This is a genomic window from Paenibacillus endoradicis (assembly GCF_024721975.1).
Genome location: NZ_JANQBB010000005.1, coordinates 1 through 20,704 on the forward strand (window position 1 = coordinate 1; position 20,704 = coordinate 20,704).

At 38.9% G+C, this 20,704-nt stretch carries 14 protein-coding genes, 6 tRNA genes and 1 rRNA gene; 18 read left to right on the plus strand and 3 right to left on the minus strand.

What is annotated here, in order from left to right; translation table 11 throughout:
- The 8 genes from NV377_RS16415 to pdaA form a co-directional block, all read left to right on the plus strand.
- A 23S ribosomal RNA gene (locus NV377_RS16415) occupies positions 1-108 on the plus strand; the annotation flags it as partial.
- 192 nt (positions 109-300) lie between these two features.
- Positions 301-376 (plus strand) — tRNA-Asn (locus NV377_RS16420).
- A gap of 4 nt (positions 377-380) precedes the next feature.
- Positions 381-471: transfer RNA gene (locus tag NV377_RS16425), tRNA-Ser, on the plus strand.
- Between the two features lie 125 nt (positions 472-596).
- A tRNA-Glu gene (locus NV377_RS16430) sits at positions 597-671 on the plus strand.
- A gap of 3 nt (positions 672-674) precedes the next feature.
- Positions 675-750: transfer RNA gene (locus tag NV377_RS16435), tRNA-Thr, on the plus strand.
- 7 nt (positions 751-757) lie between these two features.
- A tRNA-Gly gene (locus NV377_RS16440) sits at positions 758-832 on the plus strand.
- A gap of 6 nt (positions 833-838) precedes the next feature.
- A tRNA-Pro gene (locus tag NV377_RS16445) sits at positions 839-915 on the plus strand.
- A 217-nt stretch (positions 916-1,132) separates the two neighbouring features.
- A complete protein-coding gene (gene pdaA, locus NV377_RS16450) occupies positions 1,133-1,915 on the plus strand; it encodes a delta-lactam-biosynthetic de-N-acetylase (protein WP_373425831.1) in 783 nt (260 codons plus the stop codon).
- A gap of 148 nt (positions 1,916-2,063) precedes the next feature.
- Here the strand turns inward: pdaA and yhbH are convergent, their stop codons facing one another.
- Entirely contained in the window at positions 2,064-3,215 is a 1,152-nt protein-coding gene (yhbH, locus tag NV377_RS16455) for a sporulation protein YhbH (RefSeq protein ID WP_258201887.1), read from the minus strand.
- 211 nt (positions 3,216-3,426) lie between these two features.
- On the opposite strand from yhbH, the gene NV377_RS16460 reads away from it, so the two are divergent.
- The 6 genes from NV377_RS16460 (at position 3,427) to NV377_RS16485 (ending at position 9,030) form a co-directional block, all read left to right on the plus strand.
- Positions 3,427-4,539, plus strand: a complete 1,113-nt coding sequence (locus NV377_RS16460) for an amidohydrolase/deacetylase family metallohydrolase (protein ID WP_258201888.1) — start codon at positions 3,427-3,429, stop codon at positions 4,537-4,539.
- On the plus strand, positions 4,505-5,608 hold the full coding sequence (locus NV377_RS16465; RefSeq protein ID WP_258201889.1) for a DgaE family pyridoxal phosphate-dependent ammonia lyase: 1,104 nt from the start codon (positions 4,505-4,507) through the stop codon (positions 5,606-5,608). The genes NV377_RS16460 and NV377_RS16465 overlap by 35 nt, the downstream gene beginning before the upstream one ends.
- Position 5,609: 1 nt before the next feature.
- Positions 5,610-6,365: a 2-dehydro-3-deoxy-phosphogluconate aldolase gene (dagF, locus tag NV377_RS16470; RefSeq protein ID WP_258201890.1), complete on the plus strand. Its 756-nt coding sequence runs from the start codon at positions 5,610-5,612 to the stop codon at positions 6,363-6,365.
- Entirely contained in the window at positions 6,358-7,374 is a 1,017-nt protein-coding gene (locus NV377_RS16475; protein WP_258201891.1) for a sugar kinase, read from the plus strand. Before dagF ends, NV377_RS16475 begins: the two co-directional genes overlap by 8 nt.
- Positions 7,375-7,384: 10 nt before the next feature.
- The gene (locus tag NV377_RS16480) at positions 7,385-8,098 is read left to right on the plus strand and encodes a GntR family transcriptional regulator (protein ID WP_258201892.1); all 714 of its coding nucleotides are present in this window, start codon (positions 7,385-7,387) and stop codon (positions 8,096-8,098) included.
- Between the two features lie 146 nt (positions 8,099-8,244).
- The gene (locus NV377_RS16485; RefSeq protein ID WP_258201893.1) at positions 8,245-9,030 is read left to right on the plus strand and encodes a CPBP family intramembrane glutamic endopeptidase; all 786 of its coding nucleotides are present in this window, start codon (positions 8,245-8,247) and stop codon (positions 9,028-9,030) included.
- Positions 9,031-9,148: 118 nt separating this feature from the next.
- Here NV377_RS16485 and NV377_RS16490 read toward each other — a convergent pair whose 3' ends face one another.
- Positions 9,149-12,616, minus strand: coding sequence for a glycoside hydrolase family 2 TIM barrel-domain containing protein (locus NV377_RS16490; protein ID WP_258201894.1), 3,468 nt, complete (start codon positions 12,614-12,616; stop codon positions 9,149-9,151).
- 387 nt (positions 12,617-13,003) lie between these two features.
- On the opposite strand from NV377_RS16490, the gene NV377_RS16495 reads away from it, so the two are divergent.
- Together NV377_RS16495 and NV377_RS16500 are read left to right on the plus strand one after the other, a co-directional pair.
- The gene (locus tag NV377_RS16495) at positions 13,004-14,161 is read left to right on the plus strand and encodes an exonuclease SbcCD subunit D (RefSeq protein ID WP_258201895.1); all 1,158 of its coding nucleotides are present in this window, start codon (positions 13,004-13,006) and stop codon (positions 14,159-14,161) included.
- Positions 14,162-14,164: 3 nt separating this feature from the next.
- Complete coding sequence (locus NV377_RS16500) at positions 14,165-17,305, plus strand: AAA family ATPase (protein ID WP_258201896.1); 3,141 nt, start codon at positions 14,165-14,167, stop codon at positions 17,303-17,305.
- A 267-nt stretch (positions 17,306-17,572) separates the two neighbouring features.
- On the opposite strand, the gene NV377_RS16505 is transcribed toward NV377_RS16500, so the two are convergent.
- Positions 17,573-18,259 carry a tetraspanin family protein gene (locus NV377_RS16505; RefSeq protein ID WP_258201897.1) on the minus strand — a complete coding sequence of 229 codons (687 nt, stop codon included), beginning with the start codon at positions 18,257-18,259 and terminating at the stop codon, positions 17,573-17,575.
- 60 nt (positions 18,260-18,319) lie between these two features.
- Between NV377_RS16505 and NV377_RS16510 the strand changes: the two genes are divergently transcribed.
- Together NV377_RS16510 and NV377_RS16515 are read left to right on the plus strand one after the other, a co-directional pair.
- Positions 18,320-18,700 carry a DUF423 domain-containing protein gene (locus NV377_RS16510; RefSeq protein WP_258201898.1) on the plus strand — a complete coding sequence of 127 codons (381 nt, stop codon included), beginning with the start codon at positions 18,320-18,322 and terminating at the stop codon, positions 18,698-18,700.
- Positions 18,701-18,798: 98 nt separating this feature from the next.
- Positions 18,799-20,664, plus strand: a complete 1,866-nt coding sequence (locus NV377_RS16515) for a putative bifunctional diguanylate cyclase/phosphodiesterase (RefSeq protein WP_258201899.1) — start codon at positions 18,799-18,801, stop codon at positions 20,662-20,664.
- The last annotated feature ends 40 nt before the right edge of the window (positions 20,665-20,704 follow it).

Below are 20,704 nucleotides of genomic sequence, written 5' to 3' on the forward strand. Positions count from 1 at the left end.
TTTCCCAATTAGTAAGACCCCTTGAAGACGACGAGGTTGATAGGTTCGGGGTGTAAGTGTAGCAATACATGTAGCTGACGAATACTAATCGGTCGAGGGCTTATCCTAAAAATCTTTTCTTTGCGCAAGCAAGAAGAGTACATCGCAAGAGATTCACTTTGGAGTTTTACCTTTCACATCCAGTTTTCAAGGTGCAAGCCTTGAAGATTGAAGTTTGGTTCTTATCGACAGTCATGAAGAGAAGAATCATCTCATATCTAACACATGTTCTGTATACATAAGTATTAGAACCTTTAATGTTCCCTGATAGCTCAGTTGGTAGAGCACTCGACTGTTAATCGAGTTGTCACAGGTTCGAGTCCTGTTCGGGGAGCCATTATGGAGAAGTACCCAAGTGGTTCAAGGGGACCCTCTGCTAAGGGGTTAGGCTGCGAAAGTGGTGCGTGGGTTCGAATCCCACCTTCTCCGCCATTTTTATTCTTCGGAATGTATTGAAAAATATTAAATAATGATATTGCAGTTGCTATAATATTGTGATAATATGATTCTTGTTTCCGAAAAGATAGCAGAAATGCTAGATTAGCATCACATAGTGAGGCCCGTTGGTCAAGTGGTTAAGACACCTCCCTTTCACGGAGGTAACAGGGGTTCGAGTCCCCTACGGGTCACCATTAGCCGTTGTAGCTCAACTGGTAGAGCAACTGACTTGTAATCAGTAGGTTGGGGGTTCAAGTCCTCTCGACGGCACCATTTTTTTGCGGAAGTGGCTCAGCGGTAGAGCATCGCCTTGCCAAGGCGAGGGTCGCGGGTTCGATTCCCGTCTTCCGCTCCATATTTACGGGATGTAGCTCAGCTTGGTAGAGCACCTGGTTTGGGTCCAGGGGGTCGCATGTTCAAATCGTGTCATCCCGACCAGTTTATTACATTTAACTCTTTAGCCTTTGGCTAGAGAGTTTTTTTGCGTTATTTTTATGATGCTTGTATGAATGGCGCACTAAATGGGCAACTTAACTCAACATAGATAAATACACCTGAGGTGACTTTTTATAGGAAAGAAAGCATATCAAGTAATCATAAAAAGCTTTAGGAGGAATGGTTTGTGAAATCGAGTATGAAGGTACTAATTATTCTTATGGTACTCTTATTATGCACAACGACTCAGTTTTCGTATGAAAAGGTGTCTGCAGCTGGGCAAGATAAAACACAGCATTTTGGATTTAAGAGAAGTATAAATGAGAAGTTACCTTCGATTCAAGAGGAAGGTTTCGCGGACATTATTGAGAAGAATGAAGCTTTATTTCTTGGTAATACATCGAAAAAGGCACTCTATCTTACCTTTGATAACGGATATGAGAATGGCTTTACAGCACCGATACTCGATGTATTGAGGGAAAAGCAAGTACCTGCCGCGTTTTTTGTTACAGGTCATTATATTCAAGATCAACCAGAACTAATTAAACGTATGGCTAAAGAAGGTCATATTATAGGAAATCACTCTTGGAGTCATCCGGATATGACAACAATGAGTAATGATCAGATTAGACAAGAACTTGCGAAAGTCAAAGAAGGAGTAGCACAGTTAACTGGCCAATCGATTATGAATTACTTACGACCACCGAGAGGTATTTTTAACGATCGAGTACTAGCAATTAGTCATGAGGAAGGATATATAAGTGCCTTTTGGTCCCTTGCCTATAAAGACTGGGAAGTGAATAAGCAAAGAGGTGCTGATTATGCCTATCAACAGGTGATGAAACAGTTACATCCAGGTAGCATTATGCTTATCCATTCCGTATCAAGCGATAATGCTGGAGCGCTAGCACGTATTATTGATGATGCGAGAGCAAAGGGATATACGTTTGAAAGTTTAGATCAGCTTATGGCTGAACGATTGTTAGGTAATACATTGCCATAGTCACAATATAATATGGCGATTAACTCAGAAATTAATAGGTAAGACAAAGAGACCCTCTATTCCATAATTAACTTGGTTTAGAGGGTCTTCCTCTGTCTGCCAGCAGTCTATCTTATCCTAAAGTTACTGCAATACAATGAAAGGGAGCTCATGTCGTTGGTTGCTTAGCAAAGAAATGGGTAAGCGCCTTATAGACTTCTCCCTTATCCTTTATGATGGAAAACTTGAACTTTTTATTCGTAATATGCTTATAGGCACTCATAAGTGTACTATTTCGATTGTACTGATTAATCTCCCCATAACCAAACATATTACTGACTTCCATTAGCTTCTCAATTAAGCGCACACAGCGTTCGTTATCAGAGGTAAGGTTATCACCGTCTGAGAAGTGAAAAGGGTAGATGTTCCATAGTGCGGGGGGATATCGTTGCTCAATGATATCAAGGACACGTTGGTAGGCTGATGAGCATATAGTACCTCCGCTTTCCCCGCGAGTGAAAAATTCCTCTTCTGTTACTTCTTTCGCTTCAGTATGATGAGCGATGTAGACAATCTCAACATGCTCATACTTACGTCTTAGAAATCGGCTCATCCAAAAGAAATAGGATCGCGAACAAAATTTCTCAAAAGCTCCCATACTGCCTGATACATCGAGAATAGCAAAAATAACTGCATTGGACTGAGGTTTTACAATCTCGGTCCATGTCTTATACCGAAGATCATCAGGTGAGATGCCACCAATACCTGCTTTTCCCTCATTAGCATTACGACGTAAATTTTCTAATAAAGTACGTTTTTTATCGATGTTCGACATGATCCCTTTTTTGCGGATATCATGGAATACAATTTCTGTAGTCTGCATCTGATCTTTCTGTTTTTGTTCCAAATTAGGAAGTTCCATTTCATCGAAAAGCATATCTTCTAATTCATCGATACTGATCTCAGTATCAAATACATCCTCGCCCGGTTGATCGCCCGCATCTTGGCCTTTACCTGGTTTTTTACTAAGTTGAGGATCTACCCCAAGTACATCTCCAACTTGTGAGTCCCCGTCTCCCTGACCTACATGTTGCTTTTTGTTGTAATTATAGATGAAATGAGCTTCATCTAGACTCTTAATCGGTACTTTAACCGTTCGTCGACCATCAGACATAATGATACTTTCATCAGAAACTAGATCAGGCAAATTATTTTTAATAGCTTCTCTTACACGTTGTTGATGCCTAGCTTGATCATTATATCCTTTACGATGTAGGGACCAATCCTCACGAGATACGATAAATAGGGGCTGCTGTTGCATCGCTACACACCTCATTTCTGAATCCACAATTGCTATGTATACATTGTATGCAGAGCTGAAGCATGTATGATGAAAAATAAGAAATGCATAAACATTATAACGTTATATTGTATTTTTCTGTTTTTATGATATTGTTAACGTATATGGAAAGCAATACTAATTTAAGCACGAAATATTTGAATTAATAGGGCTGTGGAAGTAGGTGATCCTCATGCATGAACGATTTGTTATAAGTAACGTTAAGCTTATCACCGGAGAAGCTATCGATATAATTATCGCGAACGGAATTATAGTCGAGGTAGTAGAAGCTGGCTACGGATTAGGAAGTCATATTGTGGATTATTCTGGTAGTTATGTATCTAGCGGATGGATTGACATGCATGTGCATGCGTTTCCGGATTTTGATCCTTACGGTGATGAAATCGATGAAATCGGTGTGAAGCAAGGCGTAACGACTATTGTGGATGCAGGAAGTTGCGGGGCGGACAGAATTGGGGAATTGGTTACTAGAAGTGAAAAATCTGATACCCGTGTATTTGCCTTTCTTAATATTTCAACGATTGGTTTAGCAAGAACTGACGAATTATCTGACCTTGAATGGATTGATAATGCTAAGACTATTCAGGCCGTGCAAGATTTCGGTCATTTCATCGTCGGCTTGAAAGCGCGAATCAGTAGTAGCGTAGTAGGAGAACACGGTCTAGTGCCATTGCATATCGCTCGTGAATTAGCTAAGCAGACCTCGCTGCCGCTAATGGTTCATATTGGTTCAGGACCACCGAACATTAAGGACGTTATCCCGCTACTTGAGCAGAAGGATATTGTTACACATTACTTAAACGGGAAAAGTAATAACCTTTTTGATGAAGAAGGTAAGCCGCTTAGGGTGCTAGTGAATGCAATTGAACGTGGAGTTCATCTCGATGTTGGGCATGGTTCAGCTAGCTTCTCCTTCAAAGTTGCTGAATTCGCGAAGCAGCATCATATCGATCCGCACACGATTAGTACTGATATATACCGTAGGAATCGACTAAATGGTCCTGTCTATAGTATGTCTCAAACACTTACTAAGTTTCTGTACTTAGGTTATTCGCTCCAAGAGGTCATTGCAACAGTGACAACTCGCGCAGCAGAGTGGCTGGATAAACCGGAACTAGGACGTATTCAAGTCGGTGATGTTGCTAATTTAACCATATTTACTGTTAATGATGAACAGACTGTACTCGTGGATTCAGATGGTATTCAGCGTACATCAGATAAGAGAATAGAAGCAAAAGGAGTAGTTGTAAATGGACAATTCATTGAATGCGAGATATGGGCTTAAGCGAGTAATAAATGCAAGCGGACGAATGAGTATTTTGGGTGTATCTGCTCCTACCGATTCCGTGATGGAAGCTATGAAGCAAGGCGGACAACAGTATGTAGAGATTGCGGATTTAGTAGATAAATCAGGAGATTATATCGCGAGTATTCTGGGTTCAGAAGCAGCAGTAGTCGTCAATTCAGCTTCCAGTGGTATTGCTCTATCGGTTGCAGCAATTGTAACACAAGGGAATCCGCGTAAGAGTTTGCGACTGCATCAAGAGGTCATCTCCCGAAATGAAATAATTATTCTCAAAGGGCATAACGTACAATATGGGGCTCCAATCGAAACGATGGTATATTTAGGAGGAGGAAAGCCACTCGAAGTGGGCTATGCCAACGAGGGTAAGTCAGAACATATTGAAGAAGCGATCTCGGAACATACAGCCGCTATTTTATACGTCAAATCACATCATTGTGTTCAGAAGAATATGATTTCAGTCGAGGAAGCATGGGAAGTTGCCCAGCGTAACGGCGTACCGCTCATTGTAGACGCAGCTGCTGAAGAAGATATACAGAAATATGTGAAGTGTTCTGACCTTGCGATTTACAGCGGTTCGAAAGCTATAGAAGGTCCGACTTCTGGTATTGTCGGCGGAAAGCGCACGTATATCGAATGGGTTAAAGTACAATTGTATGGCATTGGACGAAGTATGAAAGTTGGCAAGGAAACAACCTTTGGGTTGCTACAGGCGCTCGATGAATATATGAACAAAACTGACAATAGCGAAGCAGAAAGAGATGCGTTACAAATGCTAATGTCGTTAAACAAAATAGAAGGACTGCAAGTAAGTATTGTTCAAGATGAAGCAGGACGAGCTATTTACAGGGCACGAATTCAAATTGACCCAATGAAGACACTTACGACAGCTAAACAAGTGGTAAATGAACTACTAGGCGGCGAAATTGCCATTTACACTCGTGATTATGGCATAAAACAAGGATATTTTGATATTGATCCACGTCCTTTGCATGGTGATGATATGCAGGTTATAGCAACAGCAATTCGTAAATTAGTAGGAGGAAAATAAGTTGTCGAACCTATCAAATCGTTTTTACAAAAATCGTGTTGCGCTAAATGTATTAGTTAATAGTATCGAGAATGCTAAAGAGGTATTTGAAGCGGCTGAAGGTTATGTTCTTGCAGGTGTTTTGTCAAAAGATTATGCTACGTTAGAAGAAGCGGTTACTGCTATGAAAGCATACGGAGAAGAAATAGACAATGCGATATCTATTGGACTGGGAGCAGGGGATAATCGACAAGCGGCAATCGTCGCTGAAATTGCTAAGTACTACCCCGGTAGCCATATTAATCAGGTGTTTCCATATGTGGGGGCAACTCGCGCTAACCTGAATGGACAACAGAGCTGGGTTAACAGTCTAGTGTCCCCAACTGGTCGTATAGGTTATGTCAACGTTTCTACCGGGCCCGTAAGTGCGGCACAGAGCGATCAGGCAATTATCCCAGTTAAAGCAGCAATCGCTCTTGTTCGTGATATGGGAGGGCAAGCATTGAAGTTTTTCCCGATGAACGGATTAGCTTGTGAAGATGAACTTCGCGCCGTTGCTCAGGCATGTGGTGAGGAGGAATTTGCACTAGAGCCTACAGGTGGAATTGACAAGGGAAATTTCGAGACTATTCTGCGTATCGCACTTGAGGCTAATGTGCCGCAAGTCATACCTCATGTCTATTCCTCAATTATTGACAAAGGAACAGGGAAAACGAATGTTGCAGACATCCGTTATTTACTGGAAGTCGTGAAGAGACTGGTTGATCAAAATGATTAAACAAATTGCTGCATTTGGCGAGGTTATGATGCGTTTACAAGTACCAGGATACGAGCTACTTACTCAAGCTAATAGCTTGAACTATTCATTTTCAGGTACGGGAGTCAATGTGGCTTCATCATTGTCTAGATTTGGGCATAATGGTCTTCTTATAACGACGTTGCCCGCCAATGCAGTGGGTGATGCTGCAGAAGTTTATCTTCGTAAATTAGGGCTATCGACTACAGCAATCATGAGAAGCGGTCATTATATCGGTATGTATTTCTTGGAAAATGGTTTCGGCGCAAGGCCAAGCAGAGTTACATATTCGAATCGTCTAGAAAGCAGCTTCAATACTGCACCTAAAGGTACATATAATTATGAAGAAATTGCCAAGCAAGCGGATATGGTACATTTTTGCGGCATTACGCTGGCGATGAATGATTCAGTTCGGCAGCATATGAAGGATTTAGCACGAACAGTTAAAGCTAATGGAGGAATCGTTGTATTTGATTGCAATTATCGTCCTTCGCTTTGGGGACAGGATGGCTATGAGAAAGCAAAGCCACATTATGAAGAGATGCTACATTATGCTGATATCGTCATGATGAATGAGAAGGATGCGATATTCCTACTTGGTATGCATACAGCGCATGAAAGTCGTATGGAGCAGCTAACCGAGCTGATACCAGTTGTCGCTGCCTCGTATGGAATTACGATAGTAGCAGGGACACATCGAACGATTAATGGGGACAATACAAACTCCCTCATAGGCTATATGTATAAGGATCAAACATTCACTTTCTCCAAAAAACGTACCTTCTCTGTTTATGATAGAATAGGTGCTGGGGATGCGTACACAAGTGGGATTCTACATGGCGAGATCAGCAGTTTTACCTCAGAGAAGACCGTTGAGTTTGCTGCGACAGCTGCCATGCTGGCACATACAATTGTTGGCGATACACCAATGTCACTTGAGGACGATATTCTCCGTGCTATGACAGAATCAATGAGTGATGTGGAAAGGTAGTGAATGCTACATGAGCTTATCTCGTAAAAAAAGACCTCTATATTTGCAAATAAAAAATATAATTAAAGATAGGATATTACACGGGGCTTATCCAATGGATGCCAATATTCCTTCAGAGCCTCAATTAGAAACTGAATTCGAAGTCAGCAAAATTACCGTTCGCAATGCGGTCAAGGAGCTTGTTCAAGAAGGTTATTTGGAAACTAGTAGTGGTAAAGGAACGAAGGTAATTCGTAATACATCCACATCTAAGTTGTCTACTTGGAAGCGATTTACCGAAATCTTAGTAGAGGAAGGGCATCGCATTCAAAAGCAGGTGCTACGTACTGACATGGTGTCCAATGAAATAGGTACAGAACTTTATCAATTATTTGGTGAAAAATGTATCCGAATAGATCGTCTCTATTTGCTCGATGACTCGCCATATATTCATTACTCACATTATTTGACGATGAAGCGGGGCGATCTTGAACTCGTTGATATGAGTGCTCAGTCATTGTACGGCATGCTCGAAGAGAAGGATATTTCATTAGCCAAGTTTCGTGATCAATTTTCAGTTGCTATTGCCACGCCTGAAGTGACTACTTTATTAAGCGTCAATAATAAGACACCACTTCTTAAGCGATCACGTTACTCGTATGATGAAGCAGGCAATATCATCGAATACAGCGAGGGCTATTACAATACGGAAATACAAGAATATATCGTAAACTATGATGTGTAGTTTGCAAGATTGAATTTACAGAAAATTATAAAATTTTAATTACTTACCATAATATGTTACGATGTTTTCTGTCGGCATTCAGTCATAGTTCTTTTCTCATAAGCTGATATTTATTATTAATGAAATAATTATGAGGAGATAATCTAATGACAGAAAAAGTAGTTCAAGCAAAAGTGAAAAAGGAACGGCCCGTATTATTTTCTATTTTGCTCGGTATATTACTTACCTTTCTAGTTACAATTGCTTCAGCAATTTCAGAAATCTTGGAATTTGAAGAAGATGGAGTTATTATTGCGCAAGGGATAGCTTTTCTTGTAATGGGTATTGCGATGACTATCTATATGAAGAGAAGGGCTTCTTCATTTGCTGCATTTGGATTTAGGAAACTTAATCTCAAGTCACAGAAAGCTACTCTTTTCTACATACCTTTATTAATCATTGCTATCGTTCAACCGATTATGGGTGGGTTTAATGTAGAGCTATCCATATCGAAAATTGTGTTACTTATTGTGTTTTCTTTATTTGTAGGATATACGGAAGAAGTAGTATTTAGAGGTATCATTCGTGAGAAGTTAATATCTAAAAGTCCACTTTTTTATATTGTATTTTCATCGATCCTTTTTGGTATTCTTCATATGGCTAATGCTTTTAGTGGAACGGATGTTGTTGAAGTTTTATTACAAGTTGTTAATGCATTTCTAATAGGACTTATTCTTGCATTATTAATTGAAACTAGCAATAATATTTGGCCATTAATTGCTTTTCATTTTTTGTTTGATGCTCTGGCACAACTTACGAATCCTGAAATTGCTGAGCGATCGCTAGAAGTTGTTTCTATCCTTAATATTTTCTATATGGCATATGGTATCTTCCTAATTACTGTATTGGTGAAGAGGAGAAAGCTCAACAACAACAGTGGAGTCACTCTATAAGAGGTAGTTCAAACAGCGGGCTTTGATAACGACACCAATAGAACGCCAATAGATCACATTAAGAAGGGCTGTACCCTGTCATTGAGAAAAAGACAGGGTACAGCCCTTTTAGTTTCTTTTATTGGAATTTGAACCAGTTTAAGTTGAACTGACTGCCTGGTAAAAAGACAAAGGTTACAGTTTGTTTCCCATTAATTTCATCTAAATTAAATTCTCTTACCGTATAGTCATCGGAGTGACTGAATTCAACAAGTTGCTTACTGTCTCCACTATCACCGCTGAATAAAATATTGATCGTGTTTTTATCAATTGGTGAATGTCCACAAATCGTTAGTTTGTTAGTACCCGCTTCTCCAAAGTCCATATCTTCAAAAATAATAGATACATTGTTACCGATATTTTCTATTGCTTCTTCTGTAATAGTAAAGGAGTCACCGTAAAGATGATTATGATCAAGAGCACGTAATTGTTCAAAAGCTTTATTAATTTTAGTAAACTGGAAACCCTTCAAATGAATTTTACGATTCAATACGATGGCTAATGAAGATACACCTTGTAGTCGTTTTGAAAGACTATATGTTTCTGGTTGATAGACGTTCCAAATGGTAGTCTTATGATAAGGTACCGTTGCAATCAAGGTAGATTGCGGCTCATACGGATACCCTTCCCATAAATCCATCGTAAAGTATTCACTATCTAGAGAGAAGATTGGTAATGTAATCTCGTCAGAACCATAACTACCAAAGTCAATTTTATCGAAGTAGATAATACTTTCGCCCTCTCGTGCAGTAGCTACCCCACGTTCATTACCATTCGTAAGATTGCGACTTTCCTCACTATGATATCCGGCAGAGACAAATTCATATGGATTAATAAATGCTTGCCCTAACCCTGATATGTTAATCTCCATGAGCGAATAATGTTTAATCGAATCTGAACCATTTGTCGTTCCACAGCGAATATAAAGGTCACCATCTCCGAGTGCAGTAATAACCGCATTATGTCCATTTGTTTCGATTGTCGCCAAATTAGCATCTACACCCGCTACGTTCGTAATTCTCCATTGCACATCTTGATAAGTAGCGTTGCTAGGATACAATTTTACTTGAACAGGAATAGATTGCTGCTCTGCATTAAGCTTATTACCTTGTGGACATAAAATTTCTATTTTACGAACAGGTATTTCGTCTGAAGCAATTTCCTGAAGCTCTTTACCCTGTTTGTGTGAAGCATCAAATGAATAAAGTGAATATTGTTCACTATCGCTATTCATTTGTTCAGGTGCTACCGCTGTTAATGTTAACTCACTGGTAGGTAAACCATTGGAATTAGCACGTACCGTAATTGTACCTTCTTCTAATGTACTTGCCACGATAGCAAGTAACTTCCCACTAAATAATTTACGATTAGTGCCTTTATAAGAATCATAATCGGTACTATCACCATTATCTAATCCTACAAGTCGACCAGGACCATCTATAGTGATATGAACACGGTTATTTGCATTTTCTACACGGTGACCCTCTACATCAGCAGTAGAAATTTCAATGAAGATAAGGTCAGATCCATCGGCAGAAATCGTTGTCTTATCCGGAGTTTGAACAATTGAAGTCGCATCTCCAAATGAAGATATAATATCTATAGCGATTACTATATCGTTCTCATCATAAGCAACAGCACGAAGTACGCCCTTCGTATATGGGATTTGCCATTCACCTAACAGCTTCTGTCCATGTGCATGATCAATTAGGTAAGTACCTTGTGAAACTTCATTGAAAAACAGTTCGATTTTCGGCGCATTAGAACAAACACGAATATCAATTAATTGTCCTTCAGAGAAATCCCAGTAAGGGAAAATATGAACCATCGGTTTAACTTTATAATTAGTCCATTCCGCTTGATAAATGTAAAATGAATCTTTCTTAAAGCCAGCAGTATCTAGCTGTCCAAAGTAAGAGTTTTTCGTATGATAAGGTGTTGGTTCACCGATATAGTCAAATCCTGTCCATATAAATTGACCTAAAGAAAATGTAGCATCACGATCTGCTGTTATACAATATTCCGTGTTTTTAGCTCCCCAGCTAGTGGAACTATTTCCAAGTGCAGAACATTGTTCATCATCATCAGCTAACACAGATTGTGCTAGAGGGAAATGATAAATTCCTCTACTTTGAACAGTAGATGCAGTTTCACTACCGTAAATGACCCAATCAGGGTGCTCTTCATGGTGACGATCATAATATTTTTCTGCATAGTTATAGCCAGCGAATGTAACGATGTCAGCACATTTCTGAGCATTTTCCCAAGGCATATAGTTAGAACCAATTGTTACGACAGCATTTTTGTTAGGATCATGAAGTAGTACCTCATCAAGTAGTTCTTGACTAAGCTCCTGTCCGCGTTCATCTGCATGTGTATCATAAATCTCATTACCAATACTCCACATTAACATGCTAGGATGATTACGATCTCTACGCACCCAGCTGGCAACGTCCTTCTGCCACCACTCTGGATAGAATCGCGCAAAATCGTATGGATTTTTAGGTCGCTCCCACATATCAAATAATTCAGATACGATTAGAATGCCCATTTCATCAGCTAAGTCCATTAATTCAACTGCTGGCACATTATGAGCAGTACGAATAGCGTTAACGCCCATTTCTTGTAATAATGAAATTTGACGTCGTAGTGCAACTTTATTTACAGCAGCACCTAGACTACCTAGATCATGATGCTGGCATACTCCATATATTTTTACGTGGCGGCCATTGAGGAAGAAGCCTTGCTCATTATCAAATTCCGTTGTACGGAATCCAAAGTTTTGAGTTTCTGTGTCAATGGTAGCGTCATTAACAAGTAGTTCAGTTCTAAGGCGATACAGATTAGGGGAGATAATATCCCACAGCAGCGGATCGCTTACAGACATGTTGCCATAAACAGTTACTGTGTTGCTAGCTTCAGCAGTAATGTTAACTTCTTGCTCTGCAAAAACCGTCCCATATTGATTGATAATTTGATGGCGAACTTTATATGTATCATCAGAATTGAGTTGATCCGAGAAAACAACCTCTGAAGCAACATCTACTGTCCATTCATTCCCGTTTTTCTCAGTAGTAATATAGGTTCCTTCAGATACAATGTGATTTTTCGGATAGGATTTCATCCAAACAGAGCGGTAAATACCGGCGCCGGAGTACCAACGAGAATTGGGAGATTGATGAATAACTTGTACGTAAATTTCATTGTTACCTACGATTAAGTAAGGTGTGATTTCTAGTTCAAAACTAGAATATCCGTTTTTCCATGTCCCAACTTCCTGTCCATTGATAAATAAAGTCGAATCCATGTATACGCCTTCAAAGTAAAGCGACGTTAGAGAATGATGGTCTAGTTCAGTTAACTGTAGCGTTTTACGATACCAGCCGACACTATTTTCATATAAATTATTTGAATCATAAATTAACCAGTCATGAGGGATCGTTACAGGCATCCATTCGAACCCACTAGTAGCTACTGCTTCAAAATTAGTATGTAGTGGTTGTTTGGAAAAATACCAGTCATTGTTGAATGTACTTTTTAAACTCATTTTTGCATAGCTCCTTTAACGTGAAAAGTAATTTTATAATAATTAGTTAACAATAGGGAAGCATGATACGAAAAACGTCATACGTAAAATTAAAACTTACTATGAAATCATAGCATGTAACTTCTTTTTTCTCTATCATTAGAACTTACTTTATACTAGAAAAATTATAGTTAAACTGTTCTGAATATCGCCACGAAATCGAGAATTTGAACGTAACTATCCACTGGTAGGAGATAAGCGCAAAATGGTACACTAGTAATAGACGAATTTACATATCTCAACAGTGGATATAAATATAAAAGTAATGGATTTTCTAAGTTGAAATTCTAACTTTAACAACTGCTATTAGTAGTTAATAGTGAATTTATGTATGAAAGGATGAACGTATTGAAAATATTTCATACAGCGGACTGGCATCTAGGAAAAATAGTACAAGGTATATACATGACGGAAGATCAAGCGTATGTGCTTGAACAATTTGTTAGAGACGTTGAGCAAGAGAAACCAGATGTCGTAATTATCGCAGGCGATCTATATGATCGAGCTGTACCACCAACGGAGGCAGTAGATTTACTGAATAATATACTAGAACAACTTGTCCTAAAGTTGAAAATTCCGGTACTTGCGATTGCAGGTAATCACGATAGTCCCGATCGGATTGATTTTGCTGTGAAATTAATGGAGCGAAACGGTTTATATATGAGTGGACAACTTCGTTATCCGATAGAGCCTATTATTATGCATGATCAATATGGAGAAGTACATTTCTATCTCATACCATATGCTGATCCTGCTATCATACGTCATCTAATGGGTGATGATTCTATTCGTTCGCATAATGATGCGATGACTGCAATCGTTACTCATATTAAGAGCAATTGGGATTCATCTGCTAGACATGTACTGATTGGACATGCATTCGTTACGCCTTATGGGGAACAAGAACAGAATACAAGTGATTCGGAACGCCCTTTGTCCATTGGTGGTGCAGAATATGTTAGTGCTCAGCTATTACAAGATTTTCACTATGTAGCTCTTGGTCATCTACATCAAGCCCATCATGTTGGAATTGAACATATTCGTTATTCTGGATCACCATTGAAATATTCGATCTCGGAGGCGAATCATCATAAAGGTTATCTTGTCGTTAATCTGGGACAGCAATTCGTTACGATAGAGAAAATTGCGCTTGAACCTAGAAGAGATATGCGCCGTGTCATTGGAGCTATAGCGGACATCGAACGTCACTCGATTAATGAAGATTATGTATACGTTACGTTAACTGATGATAATCCAGTATTATTCCCGATGGAAAAAATTCGCGCCGTATATCCGAATGCAATGCATGTTGATCGTAGTGCATCCCAGCGAAATAATATGGAGGATAAGCAAGATGAGTCTACCACAATGATGAAGCACGAGTTGAAGCCGCTTGAACTTTTTGCAGCCTTCTATGAAGAAGTAAGAGGAACAGAGTTGACTCAAGATAAGCGGGAACGTTTTGCAGAGGCATTTGAAAAGATGATACAGGGGAGTGAACAATAACGAATGAGACCATTAGAATTAATATTAACGGCATTCGGCCCCTACCGTGAGCGCGAAGTTATCGATTTCCGTGAACTACAGGATCATCGTCTCTTTGTTATATCTGGTAACACAGGAGCAGGGAAAACAACGATTTTTGATGCGATATGTTTTGCACTATACGGATCCGCTAGTGGCGAAGATCGTGCGGAAGCGAGAATGCTTCGAAGTCAATTTGCCGATGAAAGTGTTCATACTGCAGTAGAGTTGAGTTTTATGGTTAAGGAAAAGAAATATCGCGTACTACGTCAGATGAAACATCGCAAAGGTAATAACAAAAGTGAGACAGGTGAAAAGATAGAGTTATATGAAGTAACAGCTAATGGTGAAGTACCTGCTGTTGATCGTTTTGTTATTGGCGATGTTAATATGAAGCTTGCTGATGTTATCGGACTAACAAAGGATCAATTCAGTCAAATTGTCATGTTACCGCAAGGGGAATTCCGTAAGCTGTTAACGTCCAGTACCGATAATAAAGAAGATATTTTACGGAAAATATTCCGAACTGAAAAATTCGATGAGCTTGAGCGGATTGTAGGTAATCAATATAAAGCGATGCAAGAGCAATATAGAGAACAGCAAGGATCACAGTTAAGTACAATCGGCCATATCGTTGAACATCTGCCACTACGTGAAGGGTCTACACTAATGGCTACGTTCGCCCAAGAGCAACGAAATGTATTCCAAGTGCTAGAAGGATTAGCAGATGAGGAAGGTTATTACGAGCTTGAACAGCAGCGTATAGAGCAACAGAAAATTGTACATGCTGAACATCTTTCTCAATCCAGAAGAGCACTGCAAGAAGCAGAGCAGACGAACAATAAGCTTGTAGAATATTCTCAGAAACAGACAGAGCAACACAATTTACTAGAGCAACAGTCATATTTCGAATCGATTCAAATCCAAATTCAGCGTGCTGAACAGGCGCTATTTGTATCTGCATACGAAGCACGCTATGAGAGAGCAATGAATCAACGTCAAGCACGTCAACAGCAACACGAGCTGCAAAAGTTAAAACTAGTTGAAGTAAAGCAGCATGTGAGCCAGACACAACTAAGATATGTTGAACAGGAACAACAACAAATAGTGAGTAAGCAAGTGGAATTAGAATTACATGAACTCCAGCAGTTACTTCCTATTGTTCAGCAATACGGACAATTTCAGCAAGAGTATATACTAGCAGAGCAACGAGAAAAAAGTAGTCTAAAAAAACTAGAAGAGCTCGAAGGAGATGTACTTCAAGGTAAGGACAAACGGCTTCAATTACAACAATTTTTGCAAAATGTTGAGCAATACGGACAACAAGCGATGCAACTACAATCCGCAATGAGTGAGGTTGAGAGACAAGGGAAATTAGTAAGTAGGATGGTTGACTACGCTAAGGAATTGCAACAGATGGAAGAGCACAAAGTAAGATTACATCAATCTGCAGTTTCAGCGAAGCAAGCTTTACTTCAAATGGAGCAATTATGGATTGAAGGACAGGCTAGCGAATTGGCAAGCCACCTACACGATGGTATGCCTTGCCCAGTCTGTGGAAGTGAGGCACATCCACATAAAGCAGAACTGTTAGCTGAGATTCCAACTAAAGTTCAATTGGATGAAAGTAAAGCAAATCACATGAAGCGGGAACAAGAACTATTATCATGGCAGGCACAACGCTTAGCAAAATTCGAGCTACTTGAACAACAAATTGTAGGACTTGAAGAGTCATTGCAACAGCAATTAACTACACTTTTAAAGACTGAAAATTATGTTGCAGACAAACTTCAGCTCGTATTAGAACAACAACAACAGCAGTTACGTGGCAACTGGAAACAATTCAAAGAACAACATGATCAATTACGAACTCAGTTAGAACTTGCTGAGTTACAGAAGCAACAATTACAGCGATTAGAGCAGCGACTAGAACAAAGTGAATTGCATAGAAGTCAATATCAGGCAGATTTACAGCAAGCTGCAATTCAAAAGGCAACACTTGGATCACGGTTGGAGCAATTAGAACTTCGCGTTCCCCTAGAACTTCGAGATGTGAGTATGCTGGAACAGCAAATGGTGCAAAAGCAGCAACAACTTGCTAAGTCAGAACAGCAGTGGAAACTGATTGTAGATGTAATGGCTGAAGCAGAACGAGTTTTAGCTGCTACCATCGCTCAAGTTGAACATACAACACAAAGTCTACTAAGTGATGAGCAAGAGTTACTGCAAAGCGAAGCAGAATTTAAGCAGCAACTAGTTGAATCGGGTTTTGAAACAACGGCGCAATACACAGCTGCAAAGCTATCCAAAATAGATATTGAACAAAAGATCGCATCCTATACTGCATATCGTGATCAACTAGCTAAACTAGCTACACAATTAGATTGGTTACAACAAGCTATTGCTGGTAAACAAATCGTAGATTGTGTTCCATTACAAGAGCAATTAGAACAGTTACAAGGACAATTTGAACATATTATTACGCTTGAGAGTCAAGTTTTTCATTATATCAAAGAGATCAAGCAGTATACCATTAAGTTACAAAGTAATAGAGGACAATTGCAGGAACTTGAAAAGAATTTAGCGATTGTAGCTGATCTATACACGACAATGAAGGGTGATAACCCACTGAAGTTATCTTTCGAGCGATATATTCTTATCGATTATTTGGAGCAGATTATCGTGATGGCGAATATACGATTAGCTAATCTATCGAATGGACAGTTCGAACTAAGACGTAGTGATCGTCTGGAAACACATGGTAAGCAAAGTGGACTCGGACTGGATGTTTATGACGCTTACACTGGACAGAATCGGGATGTTAAGACATTATCAGGTGGAGAAAAGTTCAATGCAGCTTTATGTCTAGCATTAGGAATGACCGATGTTATTCAATCACATCAAGGTGGCGTATCTATTGAAATGATGTTTATCGATGAAGGATTTGGCTCGTTAGATGAGGAATCTCTGCAAAAAGCAATCGGCACACTGATTGATCTGCAGCGAGCAGGTCGTATGATCGGAGTTATCTCTCATGTGCAAGAGTTGAAGGACGCATTACCTGCATGTTTGGAAGTATCGAAAAATCGAGACGGACATTCTCAGACAAGGTTTATGGTGAAATAAATAAAGACTCATCTGTTTCTCATTAGGAGAGTCGATGAGTCTACATCTACACATACTATTTTTAGAGGTAGTTCAAAAAACGGACTTTGATTACGAAGTGATACAGGATGCTTTATCGCCATCGAAGATGAAGCGAACGTGGGAAGTCTGGGACTTGTGTACTTACTACGTACACCGGAGATCACTCCTTCCTCAAGTAGCGCTCCATCTTCTCGGTTTTGAAACCCTGCTTTTTGAACCTCTATGAAAAGCTGTAGTTCTTACTAATTAAAGTCCTGATGCGATTAGTGAGAAGACAAAGAAAATAAATCCACCAACTAGTATTAAACTATTGAAAATTGTACCTAGAATACCGAAGATTTTACGGCGGTTTTTCAAGCACACGCTAATAATACCGAAGATAAGTCCAATGAAACCGAAAAATCCGGAACTGAACATAAGCACTACACCAACAATGATTCCAACTAGTCCTGAAGGGATTCCGCTATCACTATTTAGTATAACATCTTCTATATAAGTTGGATCTTGCATTAATTCAAGTTCACTTAAACTTAATGAAGTCATACTAGAAAACATGACTACCAGTCCGATAATGATTGTGAGAATTGAAACTAAAGAGAAAATGAAACTCGTAATACCAAGACCGGAATGTTTTAATGGTTGAACTGGTCCAGGCGGCGGTGGATAATTATGATGTTGTTGTGGATTGCTGTTGGATGAACCATATGTTTGTGTATACTGTGTTTGATCGCCAGTAGCATATGCTGTTGGAGCGATGTTCTGTACACCAGCATGCTGAACCTCTTGCGCTAGGTTGGGATTGTAAGTTCCAAATGCTTTAAACGACTTAGGCTGAGAAGGTGCTAATTGCTCCGAAGAACTCTCAGTTGATGGTGTAGCTTGATTGTCGTTGGATGGAGATGGGCTAGATTTTGATTGATTATTATCTTCCATAACAAACTCCTTTAAACTAGTTTTTACTATTATACAATAAAAATGAAGAGGATGATGATAATGTTTAGAAAGTACTTTTCAATTGGAGCAATTTGTGCAGCGCTCGCGATAGCGTTAGGTGCCTTTGGCGCACATGGATTAAAAGAAATTGTATCTGAACGGATGCTTCAAAATTTTGAAACAGGTGTCCGCTATCAGATGTATAATGCTTTAGGTCTCATGCTAATTGCACTTGCTTCAACAATGGTGAAAGATTATAAAAAATTAGCTACTGGAGCAATATTAATTATTATTGGAATAATTATTTTCAGTGGTAGCTTGTATGTGATGGCATTAACTGGTAAGACAATACTTGGTGCAATTACACCTATCGGGGGCGTATCCCTTATAGCTGGTTGGATTTTTGTTGTGTGGGGAATTGCGGCGAATAAAGCAGATTAACATTTTTTTCTATGATATTTGACAAATTTCGATTATAATATTGTATGTAGTGTGTTCTTTATTATAAATCCATAGCAAGATGAATTGAGGGATTACAGTTGTTGAAGCGAAAACAATTTAATTGGTTGGAACCTTCGCTAGTTTCAGGCTATCTCATTGTCCTTTCCTTTGCTTGGATATTAATCGCAATGTTTGGAATAAACTCTCTGAAATATCAAGTTGTTCTTGGCACAGTTGGAGCAGTTCTTATTGCCACAGCGATCATACTCATGCTTCGTACAAGAAGAATATCATCAACTACAAACTTTCATGAATCTATTGTCAGTACTTTGTTCCAATCTAATGCAGTTGCATTAACATTAATTAATCATGAGGGAAATATTATTGAGTTAAATGATACTTCCGCTCACATGCTCGGTTATGATCAAATCGAAGAATTAATTGGGAAACCAATTATGACAGTAATTGAACAATCAAGTCAAGAATCATTGATCGCAGCATTACAAAAGGTTAAAGAAGGACAAATAGAAAAGCTTAATATTCATGTCTTACATCGATCTGCATTCCCATTAGAGCTGCAAATTAGCTGTGAACCTGTTATTCAAGATAGTAAAGTTATAGGATCTTTAATCGTAAGTCATGATTTGAGTGATCATAAGCGTAATTTGGAACGTATCCGTTACATGGCTTATTACGATGATATGACAGGGCTTCCCAATCGAACTTTATTTCAACTTAGATTAGATGAATCACTGCTACGTGCTAAAGAAGATCAGAAGATGCTAAGTGTATGTTACATAGATCTTGATAATTTTAAACTTGTAAATGCCTCATTTGGAAGAGAATATGCTGATTTAATGTTACTTCAAATGGCAGATCGTTTAAATCGATTATTATCTACCCAAGATTTTGTTGCTAGATTAGAAGGCGATGCTTTTGCACTTCTTCTGAATGAGATTGATAATATTGATCAATTATTAGTACGTTCACAACATATTCTAGATATAATAAGTGAACCGTATGATTTGAAAGGTGTTCCTGTACATATGGGAGCCAGTATGGGAATTGCATTGAATCTTGACCCTACTGATGATGGTTTCTCACTGTTCAAAAAAGCTGATATGGCATTAGTGAAAGTTAAGGAATCTTCTGGTGGTCATATTCTTATTTACTCAGAAGAGTGGAATAATTCCTCGTATGAGCGATTAAAATTACAACATGAAATTCATCGCGCCATACAGCGCAAAGAATTCGAATTATATTATCAGCCTCAATATGATCTTATACATGGTCGTATTGTTGGAGTTGAAGCTCTAATTCGTTGGAATCATCCGACGAAAGGATTACTATCGCCAATTCACTTCATTCCGCTAGCTGAAGAAAGTGGGTTGATTGTACCGATTGGTGAATGGGTCATTAGAGAAGCATGTCGTCAAAATAAAGAATGGCTTGATGCTGGATTACCGATCGTTCCGGTCGCTGTCAATTTATCAATTCGCCAATTTGTAAGAAACGAAATGGATCAGCAAATTAAGCAAATTCTTGAAGAGACACAATTGCCTTCTCAGTATTTAGATATTGAAATTACTGAATCGATGAGTATTGATATGAATGAGATGAATCGTAAATTAATTGCGATTAGCGAACTAGGAGTTGGCATTAGCGTCGATGATTTTGGTACTGGCTATAGCTCATTCCACTATTTGAAATCATTTCCGATTACTCGTTTGAAAATTGATCGTTCATTTGTTACAGATATTTTGAACGAACAAAGTCATGCTGAAATAGTATCTGCAATTATTGCTATGGCACATAAATTGAATTTGCAAGTGATCGCCGAAGGAGTAGAAACGACGGAGCAGTTAGAGTTTCTTCGTACATTACATTGTGATGAGATGCAAGGATATTTGAAAAGCCCACCAATTCCAGGACATTTCTTTCAGAAATTACTTTTTGCAGGGTGAAAAGTAATCCTCTACATAATAAAAATAGCCTATCTAGTAG

Bases quoted from the DNA above. Each gene is read 5' to 3' on its own strand.
- NV377_RS16510 (WP_258201898.1), top strand. From the start codon at position 18,320: ATGTTTAGAAAGTACTTTTCAATTGGAGCAATTTGTGCAGCGCTCGCG.
- NV377_RS16505 (WP_258201897.1), bottom strand. From the start codon at position 18,259: ATGGAAGATAATAATCAATCAAAATCTAGCCCATCTCCATCCAACGAC.
- NV377_RS16485 (WP_258201893.1), top strand. From the start codon at position 8,245: ATGACAGAAAAAGTAGTTCAAGCAAAAGTGAAAAAGGAACGGCCCGTA.
- NV377_RS16500 (WP_258201896.1), top strand. From the start codon at position 14,165: ATGAGACCATTAGAATTAATATTAACGGCATTCGGCCCCTACCGTGAG.
- NV377_RS16490 (WP_258201894.1), bottom strand. From the start codon at position 12,616: ATGAGTTTAAAAAGTACATTCAACAATGACTGGTATTTTTCCAAACAA.
- yhbH (WP_258201887.1), bottom strand. From the start codon at position 3,215: ATGCAACAGCAGCCCCTATTTATCGTATCTCGTGAGGATTGGTCCCTA.
- NV377_RS16475 (WP_258201891.1), top strand. From the start codon at position 6,358: ATGATTAAACAAATTGCTGCATTTGGCGAGGTTATGATGCGTTTACAA.
- pdaA (WP_373425831.1), top strand. From the start codon at position 1,133: ATGGTACTCTTATTATGCACAACGACTCAGTTTTCGTATGAAAAGGTG.
- NV377_RS16460 (WP_258201888.1), top strand. From the start codon at position 3,427: ATGCATGAACGATTTGTTATAAGTAACGTTAAGCTTATCACCGGAGAA.
- NV377_RS16480 (WP_258201892.1), top strand. From the start codon at position 7,385: ATGAGCTTATCTCGTAAAAAAAGACCTCTATATTTGCAAATAAAAAAT.
- NV377_RS16465 (WP_258201889.1), top strand. From the start codon at position 4,505: ATGGACAATTCATTGAATGCGAGATATGGGCTTAAGCGAGTAATAAAT.